We start from the raw sequence: 22,288 nt of genomic DNA, 5'->3' as shown, positions 1-22,288 counted from the left end.
AATGGCGCCCCGCGCCATGTGACACGGGTTCAGGGTGTGGCCGCGGACACCTGGCGGCCCTGGCGGGTACCTGGCTACCCTGCTCCCCGACCGGACCAACCGCCGGTCGCACCAGGCCCGTTGGGCCATCGCGCCGCAGGCCGTCCACCGGAACCAGAGGAGTGTCCATGCCCCGCTCTTCCCGCTCCGTCCGCCCCACCGGCACCAGCAGATTCGCCGTACGCCGCAGGCTGCCCCTGGCAGCCGCGCTGGCCGCCGCGACCGCCCTGGTCGCCGGCGTCGCCGCGCCCGCCCACGCGGCCGACCCCGCCCCTCTTGCCCCTGTCGTCGAGGGCCGCACGGCCTTCCACCCCGACCGCGACTTCGCCGGCTCCACCGTCGCCGCCCACGAGGGCCGCTCCGGCACCGCGCCCCTCGCCCCGCTCGCCGTCACCCAGACCCCGGGGCTGGACGTCGCCAGCTACCAGGGCAACGTCGACTGGTCCTCGGCGGCCGTCAACGGCGCCCAGTTCGCCTACATCAAGGCCACCGAGGGCACCAGCTACACCAACCCGTACTTCGCCCAGCAGTACAACGGCTCCTACGGCTCCGGCCTGATCCGCGGCGCCTACCACTTCGCGCTGCCGGGCAACTCCTCCGGCTCCGCCCAGGCCAACTGGTTCGTCGACCACGGCGGCGGCTGGTCCGCCGACGGCCAGACCCTGCCGCCCGCACTGGACATCGAGTACAACCCCTACGGCGCCACCTGCTACGGCCTCAGCCAGAGCGCCATGGTCAGCTGGATCCAGGCCTTCAGCGACACCGTCCACTACCGCACCGGCCGCTACCCCACCATCTACACCACGACCAACTGGTGGTCGAGCTGCACCGGCGACTACGGCGGCTTCGGCGCCACCAACCCCCTGTGGATCGCCCGTTACTCCTCCACCGTCGGCACCCTGCCGAACGGCTGGGGCTACCAGACCTTCTGGCAGTACTCCGACACCGGCACGTTCCCCGGCGACCAGGACCTGTTCAACGGCGCCTCCGACCGCCTGAGCGCACTCGCCCTCGGCTGACGACACGCACTCGGCTGCGGAGGCGCTCGCACTCGGCCGGCGCCGCGTTCTCGGCCGGCCGCGAAGCCGAAGCGGCTCCCCGCACCCCGGTGGGTGCGGGGAGCCGCCCGACGCGACGCTCAGCGCGGGTCGACCAGCTCCGGGGCGAACACCGTGCCCAACGGCTCGGGGCCCACGTACTGCTGGCAGTTGCAGGGCCGCGGCTCGTAGCTCAGCGGGCGGCGGTCGGCGTCCCAGGCGGTGGCCGTCTCGACCACCTCGTGGCAGTGGCCCTGCTTGTCGTGCTTGGCCAGGTGGTGGGTGCAGCCGCAGACCGGCTCCGGCGGACGGTTGGCCGTCTCCAGGGCGAGCTGCCGGCGCTGGGCGGCGTCGAGCAGCTCCAACTTGCGCTCGTGGCGCACCTTCAGGGACCGACGGACCTTCGCGGTGACCGACCCACTGCCGTAGAGCACGGCGGGCACCAACCACCACAGGTTCCACAACGAATCCACTGACGCCCCCCACTGCTACCGATTCCTGGCGCTGATCATACGACTGACCAGCACGAACGGCCGCCGCCGGGGGTCAGCGGATCACCGGCAGCACCGGCGCCGACCCGCGGCCCGCCGCCGCCTCGATGAAGGCCACCGGATCGGCGACCTCCGCCAGCAGGTCCCGGGTGAAGTTCAGCGCCCCCTCGGCGGGCGCCGGACCGCCGACCGCCGCGATCAGGTCGAGCAGGTGGACGGTCGCCTCCATCAGCGCCACCTCGCCCAGCGCCCCCACCGTGACACTGCCGAGCAGCGGGTGCGCCACCACTGTGTCGGGCGGCAGGTCCGCGAGCCCGGCCAGGGCCGCCGGGCCCTCGACGCCGAACCGGGCGATCAGCACGGCCGGTTCGGCCGCCTCGGCCGTCCGCTTGGCCGTCTCGGCGATCTGCCCGGCGGCGGTGTGGGCGATCCCGCCCGGCCGGTTGTACGCCCGCAGGACGCCGGCCCCGCTGCTCACCTCGGCCGGCCCGTCCTGCACGGCCGCGCGCAACCCGGTGAACATCTCCGGCACCGGCGCCACATGGGCGTACAGCTCCCGGACGGTCCAATCGGTCAGCCGGGTGGCCCGGCCCCAGTCCTCGGCGCCCAGCGCCGCGCCGCGCTCCCCCCAGGAAGCCCAGGCTTCCGCCAACAGGTCGCGCACGGGGTCGCTCTGAATACCCATCAGCTCTCCTCGGAACGGTGGCCACCGGAGTTCCCCACGCTACCCGGCAGCGCCGGATGGGCAGCGGCCAGGACGGCACCGCCTCGGGCCCGCTCGCCCGGGCCGTCTTCACCGCCGCCGCCTTCGCGGCCTCCGCCAGCTGGCAACTGCTGCTCGCCTCCGGCGGCGCACTGCTCGGCCGGGCGCTCACCGGTCCCCGCGGCCGCCTGCTCACCGCCCTCGGCTCGGCCGCGCTGGTCGGCTGGCTCGCCGTCCGCCTGCTGCGCGACTGAACCCGTGACCGACCGGACCAGCCCCACGGCGCCGCCGCGGCCAACCACCGTCGACCACCGCCGACCACCGCCACCGCTGATTGCGCTCCGTCACCGACCACGCCCCGGTCGACGCCTGTTTTCGGCTTATTCGTACCTTGTATCCTGGTTCTATATCCGCTGCGCTACCTGCCCATCCGCCCGACCGGCCCAGGCACGGCCGACGGGGTTGGCACCGACCCGGAGGAGCGCGGACATGGTTGAGCGGGACGGCCCCGAGAAGCGGGGGCGCCTGAGTCGGCCGCTGGTGCTCGACGCCGCCGTGGCGCTGGTCGACCGTGAGGGCCTGGCCGCGCTGACCATGCGGAGACTGGCGGCCGAGCTCGGGGTCGAGTCGATGGCCCTGTACCGCTACACCCCGGGCAAGGAGGGACTGCTCGACGGCCTGATCGAGGCCTACTTCGCCGAGGTCAACGCCCGGCTGCGGACCAGCGCCCACACCGACCTCCAGGAGCCCGAGTGGCGCCTGGAACTGCGTCGGATCGCCCGGGCCTTCGCCGCCGCCGCGCACGCCCACCCCGAGATCCTGCCGCTGGTGGCGACCCGCCCGCTCACCGTCCCGATGGCCCGCCGGCCCGCACCGGTGCTCGAACTCACCGAGCACATCCTCTCGGTGCTCGGGCGGGCCGGCTTCGACGACGCCACCACACTGACCGCCTACCGCACCTTCGTCGCCTGGAACCTCGGCTGCACGCTGGTGGACAAGCGCCAGGTCGTCGACAACCCGGACGAGCCGGACCCCCTGCTGCGGCTGGGCCTGCACCGGCTGCCCGCCGCCGAGTACCCCCGGCTGCGCGCCCTGGTGCCCCGCTTCGCCGACTTCGACGACGAGCGCGAGATGCTGGCCGGCCTCGACAGCCTGCTGAACGGGATACCTGAGCCACCCCTTGACGCGTTCTACGGCGACGGCACATCCTGAGGTATACGAGGTACGCGTCGGACATATCCACCCAGATGAACGGCGCCGCTCAGGCCCCGCCCGACGACCGAAGCCCGAAGGCCACTGTCTGAAGGCCACGTACCCGACGGCGCCCGGAAGAAGTCACCATGTCCGCCGTCCCATCCGCACAGCCCAGACCTGACATCCTCCAGCTCCGCGTCACCGCCAAGGACGCGGACACCCTGCGCGCACTGCTGCGCGAAACCCGTTCCGACGTCGGCGGACGCCCGCACGTCGAGGCGGACGGCAGCGTCGGCATCGACGTCTACGCTCCCGAACACCAGATCGCGGCCCTCGAACGCGAGGGCGTGACGGTCACCCGCATCGGTAACGCCAGCGAGGCCGGGCGCGCCGCCCAGGCCGAGGTCGGCACCGGCGACCGGTTCGCCCCCGCCGACGCCGTCCCGCACGGCCTGGCCGAGAAGATCGCAGGCTGAGCCGGGAGACCCGTCATGTCGTACCTGAACATCACCGAGGTCGACTCCGCCGTGACCAGCCTGGCCACCGCCTACCCCGGCCTGTCGCACATCATGACCCTGCCCGAGCCCTCGTCCGAGGGCCGCACTGTCCACGCCCTGCAGATCGGAGCGGCCGCCCCGATCCCCAAGGACTGCGTGATGATGATCGGCGGCGTGCACGCCCGCGAGTGGGGCAGCTGCGAGATCCTCGTCCACTTCGCCGCCGACCTGCTGGAGGCCTTCACGGCCGGCACGGGCCTCGGGTACGGCGGCACCACCTTCACCGCCGACCAGGTGCAGGGGTTGCTCAAGCGGCTGGACATCGTGCTCCTCCCGCTGGTCAACCCGGACGGCCGGCTGTACAGCCAGACCGTCGACTCGATGTGGCGCAAGAACCGCAACCCGGCCAACTCCGGCGGCAGTTCGAATCCGGACTGCATCGGCGTCGACATCAACCGCAACTACGACTTCCTCTTCGACTTCGAACGCGCATTCGCGCCGACCGCCACCCCGCGGGTGTCGACCGACCCGTGTGACCAGCAGGTCTACGAGGGTCCGAGCGCCTTCTCCGAACCCGAGACCCGTAACGTCCGTCAGCTGCTGGGCTGGTTCCCGCGGACCAGGTGGTTCGTCGACGTGCACAGCTACTCCCAGGACGTGCTCTACAACTGGGGCGACGACGAGAACCAGTCGGTGGACCCCGACATGAACTTCCGCAACTCCCGGTACAACGGCAAGCGCGGTCTGCCCGGCGACGAGGCGTACGCCGAGTACATCCCCAAGGACGACGCCGACACCGCCCTCGAACTCGCCAAGGCGTTCTGCCGGGGCGTCCAGGGTGTGCGCGGCATCACCTACAAACCGCTGTCCGGGTTCCACCTCTACCCGACCAGCGGGACCAGCGACGACTACGTCTACTCCCGCCACTTCACCGACCCCGACCGGGACAAGGTGCTCGGCTTCACCGTCGAGTGGGGCCTGAAGTTCTTCCACCCGCCGTGGGCGGAGATGGAGAAGATCATCCTCGACGTGGACGCCGGACTGGTGCAGTTCTGCCTGGCCACCGCCTGAAACACCCACACCCACAAGCCATCGCGCCCGACAGCAGGGCGCCCGCCACGACCGGTCGTGGCGGGCGCCCCAACTACTGTGCTCGTACTGTGCCCGCCTGTGCTCGTACTGTGCTCGCCCCAACTACTGCGCTCACGCGGCCCGGTGGAAGAAGAACGGGTCGAGGGACACCGGCACCGGGGTGACGCTGTCGTCACGGGTCACCACGACGTCGAAGGTGACGACGGAGGGGCCGTCGGCACCGCGGTGGGACCGCGATGGGAGTGCGCGGGGAACACTGTACGCCTACGAGGCACACGTACTTCGTACACGAGTCTCCTCGCACCCTCCGGGGCAGGTCAAGGGCGGATCCGGCCCGGGCCCGGGGTAAACCCGGGTCAGACCCGGGCGCCGAGCATCCGCAGCACCAACTCGCCGTAGCGGCGGCCGAGTTCCTCCGGGCTCTCGGAGGAGCGCTCGGTGTACCAGCGGGAGACGTCGATGCCCAGCGAGGTGACGGCGCGGGCCGCGGTGCGCACCTCCGAGACCTGGAACTCGCCCGCCGTCACGCCCGCCTCGATCAGCGCGCTGACCTCGCGCTCGATGTCCAGGCGCAGCGCCGCGACGACCGCGTAGGCGTCCTCGGGGAGCGCGTGCAGCTCGTAGTTGACCACCCGGCCGACGGTCCGGGCCCGGGCATGCCAGACGGTGAACTGGTCGACCAGGCGCCGCATCCGCTCCGCCGGGCCGCCGTCCCCGGCCGCCGCGGCCCGGACCAGGGCGAGGGTGGCGGCGTGCCCGGCCTGGCTGATCTCGGCGAGCAGGGCGGCCTTGGACTGGTAGTGGATGTACAGCGCGGCCGGGCTCATCCCGGCGGCAGTGGCGATGTCCCGGGTGGTGGTGGCATGGAAGCCGCGCTCCGCGAACGACTCGACGGCCGCCTGGAGCAGCCGGTACGCCGCCTCGGGGCGGGTGTCGGCGCCGGGCAGGGTCGGCCAGAGGTCGGCGATGGGCGTGCTGGTCATGGCGTCATCCTCCCAGAGAACTCGCACAGGCATTCCCGCCGACCGTTCGGCGGGTGGACCGGCAGGCTGCCGCGTCCGCCGACTGTTGACAGGCTCCCGCACCGACACCATGCTGAGCAAGCGCTTAGTCAGCGACCGTCCTCAGGATTCGGGATTCGGGATTCGGGATCCTCGCGCGAAAGGCAGGACCCTCCGTGGTGCACTCCTTCAAGGGCCAGGTGGCCGTCGTCACCGGATCGAGCCGGGGCATAGGCCTCGGCATCGCCCGCGAGCTGGTCGATCGCGGCGCCAAGGTCTGCCTCACCGCCCGCAACCCGGAGCCGCTCGCCGAGGCCGTCCGCGACCTGGGCGGCCCGGACAACGCGATCGCCGTCGCGGGCAAGGCCGACGACCCGGCCCACCAGGAGGAGGCGATCGCCCGCACCCTGGAGGCGTTCGGTCGACTCGACCACCTAGTCAACAACACCGGCATCAACCCGGTCTACGGGCCGACGCTGGAGACCGACGACGCGGCCGCCGCCAAGATCATGGCCGTCAATGTGCTCGGCCCGCTGGCCTGGACCCGCCGGGCGCACGCCGCGTGGATGGGCGAGCACGGCGGCGCGGTCGTCAACGTCGCCTCGATCGCCGGCATCCGCTCCTCCGCCGGGATCGGCATGTACGGCATCAGCAAGGCCGCGCTGATCCGGCTGACCGTCGAGCTCGGCGCCGAGCTGGGCCCGCAGGGCGTCCGGGTCAACGCCGTCGCCCCCGCCGTGGTCAAGACCAAGTTCGCCGAGGCGCTGTACGAGGGCCGGGAGGAGCAGGTCTCCAAGGCCTACCCGCTGGGCCGGCTCGGCGTCCCCGAGGACATCGCGGGCGCGGTCGCCTTCCTGCTCTCGTCCGACGCCGGCTGGATCACCGGCCAGACCCTGGTCGTGGACGGCGGCGTCACCCTCGGCGGTGGCCTGTGACGAATCCGCTCGAAGACCAGGGTGTGGTGGTGACCGGCGCCGGCCGGGGCATCGGCGCCGCCCTGGCCAGGGCCTTCGCCGAGGCCGGTGCCCGGGTGGCGGTCAACGACCTGGACGCCGAGGCCGCCCGCGAGGTCGCCGAGGAGTGCGGCGGCACCGCCCTGCCCGGGGACGCCGCCTCCGCCACCGGCCTGGCCGCCCTGGTCGGCCGGGCCCGCGTCGCGCTCGGCGAGATCGACGTGTGGTGCGCCAACGCGGGCGTCGCCCCGGTCGGCGGCGCCGACGCCTCCGCCGCGTCCTGGGCGAGCGCCTGGGAGGTCAACGTGATGGCGCACGTCCGGGCCGCCGAACTGCTGCTCCCCCGCTGGCTGGAGCGCGGCAACGGCCGCTTCGTGGCCACCGTCTCCGCTGCCGGGCTGCTCACCATGCTCGGCTCGGCCCCGTACGCGGTCAGCAAGCACGGCGCGCTCGCCTTCGCCGAGTGGCTCTCCGCCACCTACCGCCACCGGGGCGTCAAGGTGCACGCACTCTGCCCGCAGGGCGTGCGCACCGACATGCTGACCTCGACCGGCCCGGTCGGCGAGGCGCTGCTCGCGCCGACCGCGCTGGACCCGGAGGACGTCGCCGAGGAGGTGATGGACGCGCTGCGCCACGAGCGCTTCCTGATCCTGCCGCACCCCGAGGTCGCCGAGTACTACCGTGTCCGGGCCACCGAGCCGGAGCGCTGGATCGCCGGGATGAACCGGCTCCAGCAGGGGCTGGAGAGGAGCGAGGCGCTGTGAGGGCCTGGCAGGTGGGTGAGCTCGGCGAGCCGGCCGCGGTGATGCGGCTCGCCGGGGACGTGCCGCGGCCGGTGCCGGGGCCGGACCGGCTGCTGGTCCGGGTCAGGGCGGCGGCGGTGAACTTCCCGGACGCGCTGATGGTGCGCGGGCACTACCAGGTCCGCCCCCCGCTGCCGTTCACGCCCGGCGTGGAGCTGTGCGGCGAGGTCGCGGACGGCGCCCGGCAGGGCGAGCGGGTGATCGGCACCCCGGTACTGCCGCACGGCGCCTTCGCCGAGTACGCGCTGCTGGACGCCGCGGCCGCGTTCCCGGCGCCCGAGGCGCTGGACGACGCCGAGGCGGCCGCACTGCACATCGGCTACCAGACCGCCTGGTTCGCGCTGCACCGCCGGGCGCGGCTGCGGGCCGGGGAGACCCTGCTGGTGCACGCGGCGGCCGGCGGGGTCGGCAGCGCCGCGGTCCAGCTCGGCCGGGCCGCCGGGGCCCGGGTGATCGCCGTGGTCGGCGGCGCGGCGAAGGCGGACACGGCACGCTCGCTGGGCGCCGACCTGGTGGTGGACCGGACGGCCGAGGACTTCGTCGCCGCCGTCAAGCAGGCCACCGGCGGGCGCGGCGCGGACGTGGTCTTCGACCCGGTCGGCGGCGACGCCTACACCGGCTCCGCCAAGTGCGTCGCCTTCGAGGGCCGGATCGTGGTGGTCGGCTTCGCCGCCGGAAAGATCCCGGCGCCGGCCCTCAATCACGCCCTGGTGAAGAACTACTCGATCCTGGGCCTGCACTGGGGTCTCTACAACACCCATGACCCGCGCGCCGTCCGCTCCGCGCACGACGAGCTGACCAAGCTCGCCGAGCAGGGCGTGGTCCGGCCACTGGTCAGCGCCCGGGTGCCGCTGGCGGGCGCCGCGGAGGCCGTCCAGCGGGTCGCCGACGGGCTGAGCACCGGCCGGATCGCCGTCCTCGGCGAGTAGGGCCCGTCGGGTTCAGGCGTTGCGGCGGGCGGACTCGTTCTCCTGGGCCAGCCGCCGCAACGCCAGCAGGGCCGGTTCCATCAGGACGGTCCGCAACAGGGCGCGCTCGGCCTGCTCCAGCGGGTCGGCGTCAGGATCGAGCTGGTCGAGGTCGAGAACGGCGGTCCGCTCGGCCAGCTCGGCGTACCCCCGCAGGGCGCCTCGGGAGACCTCCGCACCGAGCGAGCGCAGGGTCTCCAGGGTCTCGCCGAGCACGGCCCGGGCGGGCGCGCGCTCGGAGACCTCCCAGCCGAGTTCGCCGATCAGGGCGTCCACCTCGGCGGCCCCGGGCGCGGGGGCCGGTTCCGCCTCCTCGTCCACGGGGCGCGCCCCGAGCACCAGGCCGAGCACCTGGTGCCGTTCCTCCGCGTGGGCGGCCACCGCGCCGAGCACCTCGCGGGTGGCGCTCACGCTCAGCCCGCGCACACCGATCAGCGCGCGCACCAGGCGCAGCCGGCGCAGGTGGCTCTCGTCGTACTCGGCCTGGGTGGCCGCGGTGGCGCGGCCGGGCGACAGCAGCCGCTCCCGTAGGTAGTACTTGATGGTCGCGGTCGGGACCCCGCTGCGGCGGCTCAGTTCGGAGATGCGCACTCCCACCCTCTCTTTCGTCCGGCGCCTTCGTCCGGCGCTTTCGTCTGGCTTTTGGATACCAACACTGTCTAACATAGATAGTGCCGCTACCCAATATGGCGCCGCCGGCCCACGAGGAGCTCAGCCATGCCCACGCTGCCCTGGATCACCCCGAACCCCGCCAGCCCCGGCACCGACGCGGTCGTCATGGCCTCCCGCTTCGAGGTCCGGTCGCTGACCGACGTCCCGCGCTTCTTCCTCAAGTCGCTCGCCATCTGGCGCCAGCTGCGTACCGCACCCGGCGCCCTGGGCGCCTCGCTGATCGCCCGGCCGCTCAAGCGGACCTTCTACACCCTGTCCGTATGGGAGAGCCGCGAGGCGCTGAACGCCTTCGCGGCCGCCGAACCCCACCGCAGCGTCATGAGAGGCCTGCGGGCCACCATGACGGAGTCCACCTTCACCTTCTGGGAGGTCCCGACCGAAAAGCTCCCCATCCCCTGGCCGGACGCCCACGCCCGGATCGACGCCCAGCGCACCGCCCAACCGTCCTGACACCGCCGGAAATCCCGCTGCGCGAGGGCGGCGGCTCCTGCCAGGATGCCGGGATGACATCGTTCTCCGCCGCTCGCGACTCATTGGAGGGCCTGGCCCTCGGGGACGGATTCGGGGAGCGCTGGTTCCCCCTCTTCCGGACGCCCCGGGAGGCGTTCGACCAGATCCGGGCCCGGCGCACGCCGCAGGAAGGGCCCTGGCACTGGACCGACGACACCGCGATGGCGCTGTCGGTGTACGGGGTCCTCACCGCCTTCGACGCGGTGCACCAGGAGCGCCTCGCCAAGGCCTTCGGGGCTTCCTACCTGGCCGACCAGGGCCGCGGCTACGGGCACGGCATGCACCTGCTGCTGCCCAAGCTGGCCGAACAGCCCGGGAATTGGCGCACCGAGGCGCACGAGCTGTTCGACGGCCAGGGCAGCCTCGGCAACGGTGCGGCCATGCGGGTGGCACCGCTGGGTGCCTGGTTCTGCGCGGACCTCGACGAGGCGGCGGAGCAGGCTGCGCTGTCCGCCGAGGTCACCCACGCGCACCCTCAGGGCGTGGCCGGGGCGGTCGCCGTCGCCCTGGCGGCGGCCCTCGCCGCCCGCGGCCGCACCGGCCCCGCGCCCGCCGGCACCGAGCTGCTGGCAGCGGTGGCCGACCGCACCCCCGCCGGCGCCGTCCGCGACGGGCTGCACCGCGCCGCCGAGTTGCCCGCGGACACCGAACCCTGGCGGGCCGCCGACCTCCTCGGCAACGGACAGCGCATCACGGCCGGCGATACCGTCCCCTTCGCCCTGTGGTCCGCCGCGCACCACCTGGACAGCCTGACCGACGCGCTGTGGACCACCGCCGAGGGCCTCGGCGACGTGGACACCACCTGTGCCATCACCGGCGGCGTGGTCGCGGCCCGCACCGGACTGGCACGGGTGCCGCAGGTCTGGCTGGCCTGTCGCGAACCGCTACCCGACTGGGTCGCGGAAGCCGCCGCCGAGGTCAGCGCCCCGCGATGACCTCCAGGGCCGGGCGGGGCGGGCGGCCGAGCAGCGCCGCCAGGTCGCCCGGCCCGCCCGGCCCGGCCAGGAAGCCGTGTGCGATCGCCGAGTAGGTGCCCACCACCATCGGCACCTGGAAGTCCGGCGCGTCCGAGGCCGCCACCGCCGCCCGGGCCTCGCCCAGCCGACCCGGGCGGTACTCGGCGCCGAGCACCTCGGCCACCTCCGCGCCGCCCAACGCCCGCTCCCCCACCAGCTCGTACATCCGGCCCGCGTGCGCGGCGGGCGCCAGGGCGACGTTCACCGCCACCTCGGCGAGGTCCGCCCGGGCCACCGCCGCCAGCCGCCCGTCGCCGAGCGGCGCGGTGATCACCCCGTCCGGGCCGGGCGCGGCGATCGCGGCCAGGAGCTCCGCGTAGAGGCCGTTGCGCAGCACCGTCCAGCGCAGCGAGGCGGATTCGCGCAGTCGGCGCTCGGTCCAGCGGTGCGCGAGGGCGTACGGCAGGTGGTCCCCGTCGCCGGAGAGGCTGGTGTAGACGACGTGCTCGACGCCCGCCTTCTCCGCCGCCTCGATCGCCGCACCGTGCCGGGCGACCACCACGTCGTCCTCGGCGGCACCGGCCGAGATCAGCAGCAGGGTCATCACCCCGGCGAAGGCCTCCGCCAGGGTCTCCGGCCGGTCGAAGTCCACTAGCCGGCAAGGGATTTCGGCCGGCACCTGCTCGGGCGTCCGGCTCCCGGCGACGACGCCCGCACGCCCGGCGAGGCGCTCCAGCACGAGGGCGCCGAGCCCTCCGTTGACACCGGTGACGAGCAGCATGGTTCCCCTCCAGGGATGATCGGCCGTTGGCTACGCGACCATCCTCGATAGCCTGGGCGTCAGGCGTAAGGAGGCACTTCCATGTCAGTAGGGCACACCACGGTAACCACCCCCCGTCCCGTCCTCTGGTGCGAGGACGGCGTGGACTGCGGGATCCGCGACCTGCTGAACCGGCTCGGCGACAAGTGGTCGGTGCTGGCCGTGGTCGAACTCGCCCAGGGCGTACGGCGGTTCCGCGAGCTGCAGCGGGCGCTGGCGGGGATCTCCCAGCGGATGCTGACCCTGACGGTGCGTCGGCTGGAGCGCGACGGCCTGGTGTCGCGGACCGTCCACCCGACCGTCCCCCCGCAGGTCGAGTACGAGCTGACGCCGCTCGGGCACAGCCTGACCCACCTGGTGCGGGCGATGGTGGACTGGTCCTACGACCACCACGGCGCGATCGTCGACTCGCGCCGGGCCTGGGACGAGGCCAACCCGGGCTCCGAACTGCGCTAGCAGCGTGACCGGCGAGGCGTCGCGTGGTCAAGCCGATGGTCGAGATGCGTGGACGGTGCTATGGCGACCGGTTCGGCAAGGGCCCGGGGTCGTTCCGATGATGTCGGTGAACGCTGCGACGAAGCCGGGTGGACGCGACCTGGGGCACTCCACTTGATAAACGCCGGATCGCCCATGATGGCCCGTTCGGATGAATGCACCGCACGGCGCCATTAGTTCGCCGACGAGCGATGCTCCAATTGCCATGCACTCGGGCCTGAGCTGTGACACCACACCATGGTCGTGCGCGAACCGCACGACCCGCAGCAAGAACGGAACTGCCTCATGGCAATCGCCATCCGCAAGACGCTCGCCCTCGCCACGCTGGCGCTGACGGCCTCCTTCCTGCCCGCCGGTCAGGCGGGGGCCGCCGACGCCGCCCAGCCGGCCCCGCGCACCCCGGGCCTCTACTGCCTCGCCAACTCCTGGCAGACCCCGAACGTCTCCACGAAGCTGTGCAACTCCGGCGACCCCGGCCAGCACTGGACCGTCTCGGGCGAGCAGATCTCCCTCAGCGACGCGCGGGGCTACTGCCTCGCCAACACCTGGGGCACCCAGAGCGTCTCGGTGAAACCGTGCAACCCCAATGACCCGGGGCAGTACTGGACCGTCTCGGGCGAGGAGATCTCCCTCACCTTCGCCCCGGCCTACTGCCTCGCCAACGCCTGGCAGACCCCGAACGTCAGCACGAAGCCGCGCAACGTCACCGACCCCGGGCAGCACTGGGTGATCTTCAACGACCAGATCAGCCTGGCGCTCGCCTGATACCCCACTGCCGTGCCGCTGCGCGGGAAGTCGGCCGGGCCGACTTCCCGCGCAGAGCCGCGCACGTCCGCCGGTGGTCGCACGGGACACCGGATCTGAGCGGTGAAGCCCGTGTCGGGACTTCCACGTGCCGTCACCGCACGGTTCTCCGTCGGATTTGCCGGACACCATCCGATCGGACCGACTACCCTGCGAACATGTCGCGATACGTGCTGTGTCCGCTTGAGAAGGAGTCCCATGTCATCGCCCTGTGACCCTCGCTACGCCCCCGCCGGCGATGTGAGCGCGGCACTCATGATGATCGACTCCCGACTCAAGGCCGTCAACGACGGCAGAAGTGGGGCGGACCCCGAACAGCGGCGGATGGCCGACCAGTTCGCCGCGTCCATGGGCGCTGCCGGGCTCAGCGAGCTCCTGGACGGTGCGTGCACGCTTATCTACATGCACATGAGCTGGCTGCGGTCGGCGTTCGAGCAGCACGACGAGGACGTCGTCGAGTACGTGGTGCCCACCCTGGTGGCCACGATGCGCATGATGCCCAAGACCTTCCGTCCCGAGGTCATCCCCACCATGGCCGGCCTGCTCATCGCCGCGGGCACCGGTCTGAGCCCGAACCTGTGGCGCGCGCAGTACGGCCCGTGGACCGCCGCCGAGATGAATCCCCTGGAGGCCACGGCCGTCCTGCTCGCGGAACACGTCAACCGGGTGTCGGGCAGCAACGATCCCGGCTTCGCCACGCGCTTGATCGCGGAGGCCTTGTCCGAAGCGGGCCAAGACTGATCCGGCACTTCACGCATGTCCGGCTTGTGTTGTTCCCTGTGGCCATCGGCCGTTCGCCGTCGGACGACGTGTCACGGGGTGGTTTGGACCGGGAAGCCGGTGGGGCGGTTCTGCTCCTTCAGCCAGCCGAGCACCTGGTCGAGGGCCTCGACGGTCTGCTGACGGTCGCCGCCGCCGTCGTGGAACAGGATGGTCGGGCCGAGGCCGATCTCCTTCTTGACCGTGGCGACGATGGCAGCTGTGCCGGGCTTGGTGAAGTCCTTCGAGTCGACGTTCCAACCGAGCGGACGCATGCCGTTCGCGGCGGCGATGCGTCGACTGTCGGGGGTGAACGAGCCACCGGGAGCCCGGTAGTACAGCACCTTGGCGCCGCCGCCCGCGGCCTCCTCGATCATCTTCTTCGCGTCCAGGATCTCTTTCTCCTGGTAGGCGACGGGCTTCTTGTCCATGGACGTGTCGTGGTCCACGGTGTGATCGCAGAGCCGGTGGCCGGCCGCGATGACCTGCTTGACCAGGTCGGGGTGGGCCTTGGCCTGCGGTCCGATCATGCAGAACGTCGCCTTCACGCCGTACCGCTTGAGCACATCAAGGACCTTCGGGGTCCAGACGGGGTCAGGGCCGTCGTCGATGGTGATGTTGACGGCGTTGCCTCCGGCCTCGGAGGCGTGGGCTATGTCGTCCGGTATGTGCTCCTGCTGCGTACCGCCACCGTTGCCCTGGGCGCCGGCCTGGCTGCTGTGGCCGTCGGCGGTCGCGTCCCCCTCATGTGCGGCGTTCCGATGGTGGGCGGAAATCGACCCGGTGACCGTCGGAACCGCCCAGGCGGTCGCCGCCACGGCGACGACCGCCATGGCGACGGCCACCCGCGACCGGTTGCCCGGCTTCCCCGTGCGCGCCTTGAAGTCCATCAACGACCACTCCCCCCGACTACAACTGCATGTTCTCCGAGGTTCATGACGTGAACTGAATCGGGAGGGTTCCCTCAGTTCGACGCGCGTAGCCGATCGGTGGACAGCCCGGGCCACGGCCCGCAGCCAACCTGGCACACCTTCGATTCACCCCGGCGGCGCGCGATCCGGGTCATTGAGCGGCCGTCGCGTGGTCCGCGCCACGCCGTCCGTGGCCCGGGCGGGGACGTGGCACGACCGCGCCTTGGGGTAGAGCCCGCTAGCGCTCGTACACCATCTCCGGGAAGCGCGCCGAGGGCCCGTCCAGCAGGTGGTCGTCGTGGCCGCGCAGCCAGCGGTCGAAGAAGGAGGCGACGTAGCTGCGGGTGGCCAGCTCGGCGCGGTCGGGGCGGACGTCGCCGACGTCCTCGGCCAGCTTCTTCGGGCTGATCGCGCCCTGCCGGGCGAGCTGCGGGAGCAGGGACTGCGCGTCGGTGTAGGACCCGTGCCGGGAGCCCTCCATGGTCAGGTCGGCGTGCCAGCCGCTGCTGTGCTGCCACAGGGCGTCCCAGCCGGGCTGCTGGTGGTAGCTGCCGGAGTCGCCGCTCCGAGTGCCCATCAGCAGGAAGGGGCGGTCCAGGCCGTCCTTCGCGACGCTGGACAGGAAGACACCGGTCCTGCCGTCCGGACCGGGGAAGTGCAGCTGCCCGTCCAGGTTGATCCCGGCCGCGATCCGCGGGTCGTCGTGCATGGTCTGCAGGGCGGTGAAGCCGCCCGCCGAGTGGCCGACCATGCCGATCCGGTCGAGGTCGAGCGAGTCGGCGAGCCCGACCGGCAGGCTCCGGTCACGGCGCAGCCCGGCGAGCCGGTCCAGGACGAAGCGGGTGTCGTCGACGCGGGTCTGCAGCGAGGTGCGCAGCACCGCCGCGATGTCGAGGTCGGGCTTGCCCGTCAGCTCGGGGAAGACGGACGTGGCCAGGTCACCGCCCGGGAACTGGACCTCGGAGGCCTCCCAGGTGTGGTCGACGGTGACGACCACGTAGCCGCGCGAGGCGAGGTCCTCGACCAGGGCGGTGCCCCAGGTGCGCGGGTCGCCGAGGCCGGGCGAGTAGAGCACGACGGGGCGCTTGCCGCCGGGGAGGGCGGGCGCGTCGGCGCGGGCGTGGGTGCGGACGTCGGCCCAGTCGGTGCGGCCCGCTTCGAAACCGTAGTTCGCCCCGCCGACGCTCCCGGCGCTGCCGAAGTGCGCGGCCGCGGCGGGCTCCATGTAGCGGGCACGGTCGCCGCCGGTGGCCGGGCGGGCGGTCGGGTACCAGAAGCTGATCATCAGTTCGCGGGGCTTCCCCGGCTTCAGCGGGTACTCCCGGTCCTCGTCGGTCAGGTGCAACGAGGTGGTGCCGATCGGGTACGGCCCGGTCGGCTGCGGCAGCCACGCCGTGGCCTGCCGCTGGCCGCCGGTGCCCTCGGGTGCCGCCACCGCCCCGGGCGTGCCCGCCACGCCCAGGGCCGCCGTCGCCGCCAGCAGTACCGCCGCCACGGCCCGTCCACGCCTGCCCATCGCTGCCTCCTCGTTCTGATCCGTTGACGAGGGAGACGCTACGGTCGGGGACGGGCCGACGCCGTCATACCGGGGAGCCAACTCACCCATGAGTACCCAGGTATGACATCCGTTGCTGATTTCACAGGCGGATATCAGCAATCCGGGCATGACGGCCCGGAAGGTCCGTCGCGGTGTCACCAGAGTGCGAGTTGCGCTTCGGTGTCCTGAGTACGGTCTCGCGCTTCCTCCTCGCCCCGCCGGCGGGGGAGGGTTGCGCCACCTGCCCGCCCCGCACTCGCCGTGCGGCGGGTGCGGGTGGCGCGGGTCTTCCGGTCGGCTCCACGCGGTTTCGACCCTACGGGTCAATACACCTAGCGGTACTTCTTGAGCTCCCGGCGGGCCAGCGAGCGCTTGTGCACCTCGTCCGGCCCGTCGGCGAGGCGCAGGCTTCGGGCGCCGGCCCAGAGCTGGGCGAGCGGGGTGTCCTGGCTGGTGCCGCCGGCGCCGTGCGCCTGGACGGCCTTGTCGAGGATCCACTCGACGGTGCTCGGGGTGGCGATCTTGATGGCCTGGATCTCGGTGTGGGCACCACGGTTGCCGACGGTGTCCATCAGCCAGGCGGTCTTGAGCACCAGCAGCCGCAACTGCTCGATGCGGACCCGGGATTCCGCGATCCAGTCCTGGATCACGCCCTGGTCGGAGAGCGGACGGCCGAAGGCGACCCGCGCGCCGGTTCGGCGGCACATCAGCTCCAACGCCCGCTCGGCCATGCCGATGGCGCGCATGCAGTGGTGGATCCGGCCGGGCCCGAGCCGGGCCTGGGCGACGGCGAAGCCGGTGCCCTCCTCGCCGATCAGGTTCTCCACCGGCACCCGGACGTCCTCGAAGAGCACCTCGGCGTGGCCGCCGTGGTCGGAGTCGTCGTAGCCGAAGACCGTCATTCCGCGCTTGAAGGTGACGCCCGGGGTGTCGCGCGGCACGAGGATCATGCTCTGCTGGCGGTGCGGTTCGGCGGTGGGGTCGGTCTTGCCCATCACGATGATCAGCTTGCAGTCCGGGTTCATCGCCCCGGTGATGTACCACTTCCGGCCGTTGATCACGTACTCGTCGCCGTCGCGGACGATCCGGGTGGCGACGTTGGTGGCGTCCGAGGAGGCCACCTCCGGCTCGGTCATCGCGAAGGCGGAGCGGATCTCGGCGTCCAGCAGCGGGCGCAGCCAGCGCTCCTTCTGCTCGGCGCTGCCGAACTCGGCGAGCAGCTCCATGTTGCCGGTGTCGGGCGCCGCGCAGTTGAGCGCAGGCGGTGCCAACTGGGGGCTGCGGCCGGTGATTTCGGCCAGTGGGGCGTACTGGAGGTTGGTCAGCCCGGCGCCGTGCTCACCGGGGATGAAGAGGTTCCAGAGGCCCTGCTTGCGGGCCTCGACCTTGAGGTCGGCGATCACCGGCGGGACGGCCCAGGGCTCGCGGGCCGGGTCGGCCAGCTGCTCGGCGAGGACGGCCTCGGCCGGGTAGACGTGCTCGCCCATGAAGGCGAGCAGCCGCTCGCGGAGTTCGTTCGTCCGGGCGTCGTAGGCGAAATCCATCGGTCAGTTCTCCTTGAGGGTGCTCAGGCCGTGTCGGGCGAGGATCGGGGCCATCTCACCGGCCCGCTCGAAGCCGGCGCCGAGGGTGCGGCCCTGCTGGAAGCGGAAGTAGATGCCCTCCGCGACGGCGGCGAGCTTGAACGACGCGAAGGCCACGTACCAGTCCAGGTCCTCGGCCTGTCGGCCGGTCGACTCCGCGTAGAGGGAGACGATTTCGTCGGGCTTCGGGAAGCCCGGGGCGGTCATGGCGGAGGGGATGATGCCGCCGCCGACGCCGGCGAGTTCGGTGTACATCACCAGCAGGCCGATGTCGGTGAGCGGGTCGCCGAGGGTGGACATCTCCCAGTCGAGGACGGCCGTGATGGTGTCCGTGTCGTCGACGAGGACGTTATCGAGGCGGTAGTCGCCGTGCACCAGGGCGGGTGAGGGGGAGGTCGGCAGGCGGTCGGCGAGCAGGGCGTGCAGGCGGTCGAGCTCGGGCAGGTCGCGGCTGCGGGAGGCGGCGAGCTGCTTGGACCAGCGGCGCAGCTGGCGCTCCAGGTAGCCGTCGGGGTGTCCGAAGTCGGCGAGCCCGACTGCGGCCGGGTCGATCCGGTGCAGGGTGGCGAGGGTCTCGACCAGGCTGCGACCGAGCGCTTGGACCCGCTGCTCACCGACCGCAGCCAGGGGGTCACGGTCCCGGTGCGCGACGCCAGCCACGTACTCCATGAGGTACCAGGGCGCGCCGAGCACGTCGTTCTCGTGGTCGATCAGCAGCATCCGGGGAACAGGCACACCGGTGTCACGGAGGGCCGACATCACCCGATACTCGCGCCCCATGTCATGGGCGGTGGCGAGGACGTGCCCGAGCGGGGGGCGACGCAGGACCCAGCGGCTGATGCCGTCGGTGAGGACGTACGTGAGGTTGGAGCGGCCTCCCTCGATGAGGTCGGCCCGCAGCGGGCCCTGGACAGCACCGGGCAGCTCGCGGCCCAGGTGGGTACGGAGGCGAGCCAGATCCAGGCCGGGCGGGTCGGCGGGGGTCTCGGACATCAGGCGACTCCTCGGGTTGGATCCATTGACTAAGCGCTTGCTTAGCATTCAGCCGCAGGAGGCCCCCTGTCAATGCGACGAGCCCCCGGACTCGCTAGTCCAGGGGCTCGTCGGCGGGGTCGTGGATCAGATGTCGCCAAACTCTCCGGCGGCAGTCGCGGCGACGAAGGAGCGCCACGCCTCGATCGGGAAGAGGAGGACTGCCCCCTCAGGGTCCTTGGAATCACGAACGGGCATCACGCCGGGCGCGTCGGGAGCCACCTCGATGCAGTTGCCGCCGTTGCCGCTGTGGCGACTCTTCACCCACTGAGCCCCGGCCAGATCAAGGGGCACCACTGCCACCTCGACACAGTTGCCACCTTGCTGGCTGAAGCTCGACTTCATCCACCGGACGGCAGTCAAGTTGATGTCGGACATTCGGTCCCCTTCCGAGCAGCGCGCATCCATTCGAGAGTCGCCGTCTCGGCCAGCGCTCCCACCTGGAGCCGATCGTAGTGTTTCCTCCAGGTGGCCAGCCTTTCAGTATCCCGCTCAAGATGGCTCCGCCCCTCCGACTCCGAATAGCCCAGGAGGGTCTGATCAGGGAGCGTGAGGAGCACCATCGGCAAGGCGAACGGCCTCTCCTCTCCCAGCTCAAATGGCGCAACTTGAAGGATGACGTTGTTCACCGCGTACAGCGCCTCCAGGTGGGCAAGTTGCGCCCGCATCACCTCACGCCCCCCAATGGGGCGGCGCAGGCAGCTCTCATCGAGCACCGCATGCACGAGCGGAGGCCGGTTTCGCCGGACCAGTTCTTGCCGCGCGAGCAGGAAGGTGACTCGCTCGTCCGCCTGGCTCTGAGTGATCGTGCCCCTTCGAACATCACCGGCCGCAAGCGCCCTTGCATACGCCTCGGTCTGAAACAGTCCCGGAACGACACCCGCCTCGTAGATCCTTATCTCAGTGGCGGCCCGCTCCTGGCTTGCGAACTCCGGGAAGCCTTCCAACAGAGCCGAGTGCTTGGCCTGGAGCCACATGAGGAGCAACGTCCCGCCCGTCTCCAGCACCCGGTCAGCCTCGCGGGCGAACCTCTCGCTCGGCGGGGTCCGACCCGGCGGAGCAAGTTCGGCATAGGAGACGTAGGAGGCGTCGACCCCGACGAGTCTTGCCAACTGGGCTTGCGTAAGCCCCGCTGCCCGTCGCGACCTGCGGAGTTGAATCCCGAAGGGCGCCCATGGACCTGATGTTGGATCAAGCTCCTTGAGGTTCACGAGGCTTCTCCTACTTGCCGTGGAACGACTTCAAGATTCAGATCGCCTTCCGATCGTAAGGCGCAGCAGGCCACCATGGCTACACCCGGTGAGACGCCGGACGCGAAGCGCAACCACGGAGACAGCCATGCCCCCCAACACCCCCACCCAGAACTTCCAGGTCGTGACCTACCTGGCCAAGACCAACTCCCGTTTCCCCGAGCGCGAGTTGCGCCAGTGCGAGGCCTACGCCCAGGCCTTCCGCTGGGACATCTCGCTGATCGTCGTGGACGACGAAGTCGACGCGAAGGGTCCCGAGCACCGGCCCATGCTCCGGGCCGCCCTCCAGCGGCTCCTCGAAAACCGCGCCGGCGCCATCCTCATCCCCAGCAAGGCGACCATCTCCCCCATCGACGGCGAGTTCAACGAGTTCGCCGAGCGCGTCGAGAAGGCCTCCGGCTTCATCCAGGTGGCGACCCGCCGATGACCAGCCGCTACACCGCCGTCCCCGCCGAGGCCCCGCACGGCGCCTCGTACCAGGTCTGGGTCATCCGAGACCGCAGCACCAACCTCCTCGTCAAGGCGCTGCCCCCCGCCCCCGACCCGCTCCGCTTCTACTCCTACGCCCACGCCCAGGCGTGGATCCGCAAGAACGAGCCGCGCAGCACGTTCGAGATCCGCCTCATCGACTCCACCAGCCCGCACTTCCTCCAACTGGAGTGCTGGGGCCTCTGGGATCTCGACAACCAGGAGTACCTGCGCGTACCTGGCTCCTCCAACCGGATCCGCCGCTTCTACACCCGCGCCGGCGCCGAGGCGTTCGAACGGCATCTCAGGCAATCGGCACCGTAGGAGAGTTCACGGCCGCAGATGCAACCATCTCCGCCCCCTCAGTCATCGGTCTAAGTGACCCACTGATCGAACTGTAGGGCTATTTACGGAGGCACGGTGCGGAATGCTCGCGGCATGACCGGTCTGCTGGCGGTGGGGGTCGTAGTGGCCCTCGCCCTGGCCACGGGAGGCCTCGATTCGCAGGGCAGACCCACCGCCGCCGGCACCACTCCCGCGAGCCCCGAACCCAGCCCGACCAACGACGCCCCGACCCCCGCCCCCAGCGCGACGCCGACCTGGGACGGCCAGGTGAAGGTGCTCGGCGACGGTTCCACCTCCTACACCGGGCCGCAGCCGAAGCAGCCCACGCCCGAGAAGCTCAAACCAGGCGAGAAGCCCCCGCAGTTCGTCGTCTTCTCCTGGGACGGCGCGCTGGAGGGCGACGAGCACCTGTTCTCCCGCTTCCGCAAGCTCGGCGTGGAGAACAACGCCCAGATGACCTTCTTCCTCAGCGGCCTCTACACCCTGCCCAAGTCCAAGCGCGCCCTCTACCACCCACCCCAGCACGACGTGGGCGCCGCCTCCATCGACTTCGCCACCGATCCCCACATCAAGGACACCCTGGAGCAACTGCGCCTGGCCTGGCTGGACGGCAACGAGATCGGCACCCACTTCAACGGCCACTTCTGCAAGGCCAAGGGCGGCGGCGAGTGGAGCACCGACGAATGGAAGAGTGAACTCGACCAGTCCATCTCCTTCGTCACCAACTGGAAGACAAACACCGGCTTCAAGGACCTCCCTCCCCTCCCCTTCGACTACACCAAGGAGTTGGTCGGCGGCCGCGCCCCCTGTCTGGAGGGTCAGAAGGCCCTGCTCCCGGCCGAGAAGGCGGCGGGCTTCCGCTACGACGCCAGCTCGCCGGGCGAGTTCCAGGTCTGGCCCGTCAAGAAGGAGGGCATCTGGAACTTCCCGCTGCAGATGCTGCCCTTCCCCGCCAGGTCGACCCAGGGTCTGTCGATGGACTACAACTTCCTCGCCGGCCAGTCCGGGGACAACCTCAACGGCGACCCGAGGAAGTACGACGTCTGGGAGAAGGAGGCCCGGGAGAGCTACCTCGCCGGCTTCGAACGCGTCTACAACGGCAGCCGGGCCCCGCTGTTCATCGGCAACCACTTCGAGAACTGGAACGGCGGCATCTACATGCAGGCCATCGAGGACGTGATGAAGAGCGTCTGCAAGCGGGACGGCGTCCGCTGCGTCTCCTTCCGCCAGGTCGCCGACTGGCTCGACGCCCAGGACCCGAAGGTGCTCGACAAGCTGCGCGCGCTGGACCCGGGGCAGCCGGGTGACTGGTCGCGACTGGTCAAGTGACCTGCTCCGGGCGGCTGCGGGCCCCGCAGCCGCCCGGCT

General features: G+C 71.5%; 26 protein-coding genes and 1 pseudogene. 16 read left to right on the top strand and 11 right to left on the bottom strand.

Annotated elements, in window-relative coordinates; genetic code table 11:
* Positions 1-167: 167 nt before the first annotated feature.
* A complete protein-coding gene (locus tag ABZW30_RS25265) occupies positions 168-1,058 on the top strand; it encodes a lysozyme (protein ID WP_355673466.1) in 891 nt (296 codons plus the stop codon).
* A 119-nt stretch (positions 1,059-1,177) separates the two neighbouring features.
* Here ABZW30_RS25265 and ABZW30_RS25260 read toward each other — a convergent pair whose 3' ends face one another.
* Positions 1,178-1,522: a hypothetical protein gene (locus tag ABZW30_RS25260; RefSeq protein WP_355673496.1), complete on the bottom strand. Its 345-nt coding sequence runs from the start codon at positions 1,520-1,522 to the stop codon at positions 1,178-1,180.
* Positions 1,523-1,622: 100 nt separating this feature from the next.
* On the bottom strand, positions 1,623-2,252 hold the full coding sequence (locus ABZW30_RS25255; RefSeq protein ID WP_355673465.1) for a maleylpyruvate isomerase N-terminal domain-containing protein: 630 nt from the start codon (positions 2,250-2,252) through the stop codon (positions 1,623-1,625).
* Positions 2,253-2,341: 89 nt separating this feature from the next.
* Between ABZW30_RS25255 and ABZW30_RS25250 the strand changes: the two are divergent.
* The 4 genes and pseudogenes from ABZW30_RS25250 to ABZW30_RS25235 all read left to right on the top strand — a co-directional run.
* Positions 2,342-2,524, top strand: a pseudogene (locus tag ABZW30_RS25250) (lysine transporter LysE); the annotation flags it as partial.
* 235 nt (positions 2,525-2,759) lie between these two features.
* Positions 2,760-3,482, top strand: coding sequence for a TetR/AcrR family transcriptional regulator (locus ABZW30_RS25245; RefSeq protein ID WP_355673464.1), 723 nt, complete (start codon positions 2,760-2,762; stop codon positions 3,480-3,482).
* Positions 3,483-3,610: 128 nt separating this feature from the next.
* Positions 3,611-3,940, top strand: a complete 330-nt coding sequence (locus tag ABZW30_RS25240) for a hypothetical protein (protein ID WP_355673463.1) — start codon at positions 3,611-3,613, stop codon at positions 3,938-3,940.
* A 15-nt stretch (positions 3,941-3,955) separates the two neighbouring features.
* Positions 3,956-5,032 (top strand): M14 family metallopeptidase, encoded by a 1,077-nt coding sequence (locus ABZW30_RS25235; protein WP_355673462.1) that lies wholly within the window; start codon positions 3,956-3,958, stop codon positions 5,030-5,032.
* A gap of 377 nt (positions 5,033-5,409) precedes the next feature.
* Here ABZW30_RS25235 and ABZW30_RS25230 read toward each other — a convergent pair whose 3' ends face one another.
* Positions 5,410-6,036 (bottom strand): TetR/AcrR family transcriptional regulator, encoded by a 627-nt coding sequence (locus ABZW30_RS25230; RefSeq protein ID WP_355673461.1) that lies wholly within the window; start codon positions 6,034-6,036, stop codon positions 5,410-5,412.
* Between the two features lie 194 nt (positions 6,037-6,230).
* Between ABZW30_RS25230 and ABZW30_RS25225 the strand changes: the two genes are divergently transcribed.
* The 3 genes from ABZW30_RS25225 to ABZW30_RS25215 are packed head-to-tail and all read left to right on the top strand — an operon-like array spanning position 6,231 to position 8,739.
* The gene (locus ABZW30_RS25225) at positions 6,231-6,989 is read left to right on the top strand and encodes an SDR family oxidoreductase (RefSeq protein ID WP_355673460.1); all 759 of its coding nucleotides are present in this window, start codon (positions 6,231-6,233) and stop codon (positions 6,987-6,989) included.
* On the top strand, positions 6,986-7,771 hold the full coding sequence (locus ABZW30_RS25220; protein WP_355673459.1) for an SDR family oxidoreductase: 786 nt from the start codon (positions 6,986-6,988) through the stop codon (positions 7,769-7,771). The genes ABZW30_RS25225 and ABZW30_RS25220 overlap by 4 nt, the downstream gene beginning before the upstream one ends.
* Entirely contained in the window at positions 7,768-8,739 is a 972-nt protein-coding gene (locus ABZW30_RS25215) for an NADPH:quinone oxidoreductase family protein (RefSeq protein WP_355673458.1), read from the top strand. The genes ABZW30_RS25220 and ABZW30_RS25215 overlap by 4 nt, the downstream gene beginning before the upstream one ends.
* A gap of 12 nt (positions 8,740-8,751) precedes the next feature.
* Here ABZW30_RS25215 and ABZW30_RS25210 read toward each other — a convergent pair whose 3' ends face one another.
* Positions 8,752-9,369: a MerR family transcriptional regulator gene (locus tag ABZW30_RS25210; RefSeq protein WP_355673457.1), complete on the bottom strand. Its 618-nt coding sequence runs from the start codon at positions 9,367-9,369 to the stop codon at positions 8,752-8,754.
* 126 nt (positions 9,370-9,495) lie between these two features.
* On the opposite strand from ABZW30_RS25210, the gene ABZW30_RS25205 reads away from it, so the two are divergent.
* Positions 9,496-9,900, top strand: coding sequence for a DUF3291 domain-containing protein (locus ABZW30_RS25205; protein WP_355673456.1), 405 nt, complete (start codon positions 9,496-9,498; stop codon positions 9,898-9,900).
* A gap of 53 nt (positions 9,901-9,953) precedes the next feature.
* Complete coding sequence (locus ABZW30_RS25200; protein ID WP_355673455.1) at positions 9,954-10,895, top strand: ADP-ribosylglycohydrolase family protein; 942 nt, start codon at positions 9,954-9,956, stop codon at positions 10,893-10,895.
* Here the strand turns inward: ABZW30_RS25200 and ABZW30_RS25195 are convergent.
* Complete coding sequence (locus tag ABZW30_RS25195; protein ID WP_355673454.1) at positions 10,879-11,697, bottom strand: NAD(P)H-binding protein; 819 nt, start codon at positions 11,695-11,697, stop codon at positions 10,879-10,881. The two genes, ABZW30_RS25200 and ABZW30_RS25195, sit on opposite strands and share 17 nt — an antisense overlap.
* 81 nt (positions 11,698-11,778) lie before the next feature.
* On the opposite strand from ABZW30_RS25195, the gene ABZW30_RS25190 reads away from it, so the two are divergent.
* The 3 genes from ABZW30_RS25190 (at position 11,779) to ABZW30_RS25180 (ending at position 13,776) form a co-directional block, all read left to right on the top strand.
* On the top strand, positions 11,779-12,192 hold the full coding sequence (locus ABZW30_RS25190; RefSeq protein ID WP_355673453.1) for a helix-turn-helix domain-containing protein: 414 nt from the start codon (positions 11,779-11,781) through the stop codon (positions 12,190-12,192).
* A 324-nt stretch (positions 12,193-12,516) separates the two neighbouring features.
* Positions 12,517-12,996: a ricin-type beta-trefoil lectin domain protein gene (locus ABZW30_RS25185; RefSeq protein WP_355673452.1), complete on the top strand. Its 480-nt coding sequence runs from the start codon at positions 12,517-12,519 to the stop codon at positions 12,994-12,996.
* Between the two features lie 237 nt (positions 12,997-13,233).
* Entirely contained in the window at positions 13,234-13,776 is a 543-nt protein-coding gene (locus tag ABZW30_RS25180; RefSeq protein WP_355673451.1) for a hypothetical protein, read from the top strand.
* Positions 13,777-13,847: 71 nt separating this feature from the next.
* Here the strand turns inward: ABZW30_RS25180 and ABZW30_RS25175 are convergent, their stop codons facing one another.
* The 6 genes from ABZW30_RS25175 to ABZW30_RS25150 all read right to left on the bottom strand — a co-directional run bounded on the left by ABZW30_RS25175 (position 13,848) and on the right by ABZW30_RS25150 (position 20,068).
* Positions 13,848-14,684, bottom strand: a complete 837-nt coding sequence (locus ABZW30_RS25175) for a polysaccharide deacetylase family protein (RefSeq protein WP_355673450.1) — start codon at positions 14,682-14,684, stop codon at positions 13,848-13,850.
* A 259-nt stretch (positions 14,685-14,943) separates the two neighbouring features.
* Positions 14,944-16,221 (bottom strand): esterase, encoded by a 1,278-nt coding sequence (locus ABZW30_RS25170; protein WP_355673449.1) that lies wholly within the window; start codon positions 16,219-16,221, stop codon positions 14,944-14,946.
* A gap of 353 nt (positions 16,222-16,574) precedes the next feature.
* Positions 16,575-17,786: an acyl-CoA dehydrogenase family protein gene (locus tag ABZW30_RS25165; protein WP_355673448.1), complete on the bottom strand. Its 1,212-nt coding sequence runs from the start codon at positions 17,784-17,786 to the stop codon at positions 16,575-16,577.
* Between the two features lie 3 nt (positions 17,787-17,789).
* On the bottom strand, positions 17,790-18,818 hold the full coding sequence (locus ABZW30_RS25160; protein ID WP_355673447.1) for a phosphotransferase family protein: 1,029 nt from the start codon (positions 18,816-18,818) through the stop codon (positions 17,790-17,792).
* Between the two features lie 126 nt (positions 18,819-18,944).
* Complete coding sequence (locus ABZW30_RS25155; protein WP_355673446.1) at positions 18,945-19,235, bottom strand: DUF397 domain-containing protein; 291 nt, start codon at positions 19,233-19,235, stop codon at positions 18,945-18,947.
* Positions 19,217-20,068: a helix-turn-helix transcriptional regulator gene (locus ABZW30_RS25150; RefSeq protein WP_355673445.1), complete on the bottom strand. Its 852-nt coding sequence runs from the start codon at positions 20,066-20,068 to the stop codon at positions 19,217-19,219. Before ABZW30_RS25150 ends, ABZW30_RS25155 begins: the two co-directional genes overlap by 19 nt.
* Positions 20,069-20,195: 127 nt before the next feature.
* On the opposite strand from ABZW30_RS25150, the gene ABZW30_RS25145 reads away from it, so the two are divergent.
* The 3 genes from ABZW30_RS25145 (at position 20,196) to ABZW30_RS25135 (ending at position 22,249) form a co-directional block, all read left to right on the top strand.
* Entirely contained in the window at positions 20,196-20,534 is a 339-nt protein-coding gene (locus ABZW30_RS25145) for a hypothetical protein (RefSeq protein ID WP_355673444.1), read from the top strand.
* Positions 20,531-20,899, top strand: a complete 369-nt coding sequence (locus ABZW30_RS25140; protein ID WP_355673443.1) for a hypothetical protein — start codon at positions 20,531-20,533, stop codon at positions 20,897-20,899. Before ABZW30_RS25145 ends, ABZW30_RS25140 begins: the two co-directional genes overlap by 4 nt.
* A gap of 114 nt (positions 20,900-21,013) precedes the next feature.
* The gene (locus ABZW30_RS25135) at positions 21,014-22,249 is read left to right on the top strand and encodes a hypothetical protein (RefSeq protein WP_355673442.1); all 1,236 of its coding nucleotides are present in this window, start codon (positions 21,014-21,016) and stop codon (positions 22,247-22,249) included.
* The last annotated feature ends 39 nt before the right edge of the window (positions 22,250-22,288 follow it).

Source organism: Kitasatospora sp. NPDC004669 (assembly GCF_040609455.1).
In the GTDB taxonomy this organism is placed as follows: Bacteria; Actinomycetota; Actinomycetes; order Streptomycetales; family Streptomycetaceae; genus Kitasatospora.
Note: the sequence above shows the minus strand (reverse complement) of the source record. Positions and strands in the feature narration are given on the sequence as shown.

Bases quoted from the DNA above. Each gene is read 5' to 3' on its own strand.
- ABZW30_RS25240 (WP_355673463.1), top strand. From the start codon at position 3,611: ATGTCCGCCGTCCCATCCGCACAGCCCAGACCTGACATCCTCCAGCTC.
- ABZW30_RS25265 (WP_355673466.1), top strand. From the start codon at position 168: ATGCCCCGCTCTTCCCGCTCCGTCCGCCCCACCGGCACCAGCAGATTC.
- ABZW30_RS25245 (WP_355673464.1), top strand. From the start codon at position 2,760: ATGGTTGAGCGGGACGGCCCCGAGAAGCGGGGGCGCCTGAGTCGGCCG.
- ABZW30_RS25140 (WP_355673443.1), top strand. From the start codon at position 20,531: ATGACCAGCCGCTACACCGCCGTCCCCGCCGAGGCCCCGCACGGCGCC.
- ABZW30_RS25195 (WP_355673454.1), bottom strand. From the start codon at position 11,697: ATGCTGCTCGTCACCGGTGTCAACGGAGGGCTCGGCGCCCTCGTGCTG.
- ABZW30_RS25185 (WP_355673452.1), top strand. From the start codon at position 12,517: ATGGCAATCGCCATCCGCAAGACGCTCGCCCTCGCCACGCTGGCGCTG.
- ABZW30_RS25235 (WP_355673462.1), top strand. From the start codon at position 3,956: ATGTCGTACCTGAACATCACCGAGGTCGACTCCGCCGTGACCAGCCTG.
- ABZW30_RS25145 (WP_355673444.1), top strand. From the start codon at position 20,196: ATGCCCCCCAACACCCCCACCCAGAACTTCCAGGTCGTGACCTACCTG.
- ABZW30_RS25135 (WP_355673442.1), top strand. From the start codon at position 21,014: ATGACCGGTCTGCTGGCGGTGGGGGTCGTAGTGGCCCTCGCCCTGGCC.
- ABZW30_RS25180 (WP_355673451.1), top strand. From the start codon at position 13,234: ATGTCATCGCCCTGTGACCCTCGCTACGCCCCCGCCGGCGATGTGAGC.
- ABZW30_RS25175 (WP_355673450.1), bottom strand. From the start codon at position 14,684: ATGGACTTCAAGGCGCGCACGGGGAAGCCGGGCAACCGGTCGCGGGTG.
- ABZW30_RS25190 (WP_355673453.1), top strand. From the start codon at position 11,779: ATGTCAGTAGGGCACACCACGGTAACCACCCCCCGTCCCGTCCTCTGG.
- ABZW30_RS25200 (WP_355673455.1), top strand. From the start codon at position 9,954: ATGACATCGTTCTCCGCCGCTCGCGACTCATTGGAGGGCCTGGCCCTC.
- ABZW30_RS25165 (WP_355673448.1), bottom strand. From the start codon at position 17,786: ATGGATTTCGCCTACGACGCCCGGACGAACGAACTCCGCGAGCGGCTG.
- ABZW30_RS25155 (WP_355673446.1), bottom strand. From the start codon at position 19,235: ATGTCCGACATCAACTTGACTGCCGTCCGGTGGATGAAGTCGAGCTTC.
- ABZW30_RS25170 (WP_355673449.1), bottom strand. From the start codon at position 16,221: ATGGGCAGGCGTGGACGGGCCGTGGCGGCGGTACTGCTGGCGGCGACG.
- ABZW30_RS25160 (WP_355673447.1), bottom strand. From the start codon at position 18,818: ATGTCCGAGACCCCCGCCGACCCGCCCGGCCTGGATCTGGCTCGCCTC.
- ABZW30_RS25255 (WP_355673465.1), bottom strand. From the start codon at position 2,252: ATGGGTATTCAGAGCGACCCCGTGCGCGACCTGTTGGCGGAAGCCTGG.
- ABZW30_RS25230 (WP_355673461.1), bottom strand. From the start codon at position 6,036: ATGACCAGCACGCCCATCGCCGACCTCTGGCCGACCCTGCCCGGCGCC.
- ABZW30_RS25205 (WP_355673456.1), top strand. From the start codon at position 9,496: ATGCCCACGCTGCCCTGGATCACCCCGAACCCCGCCAGCCCCGGCACC.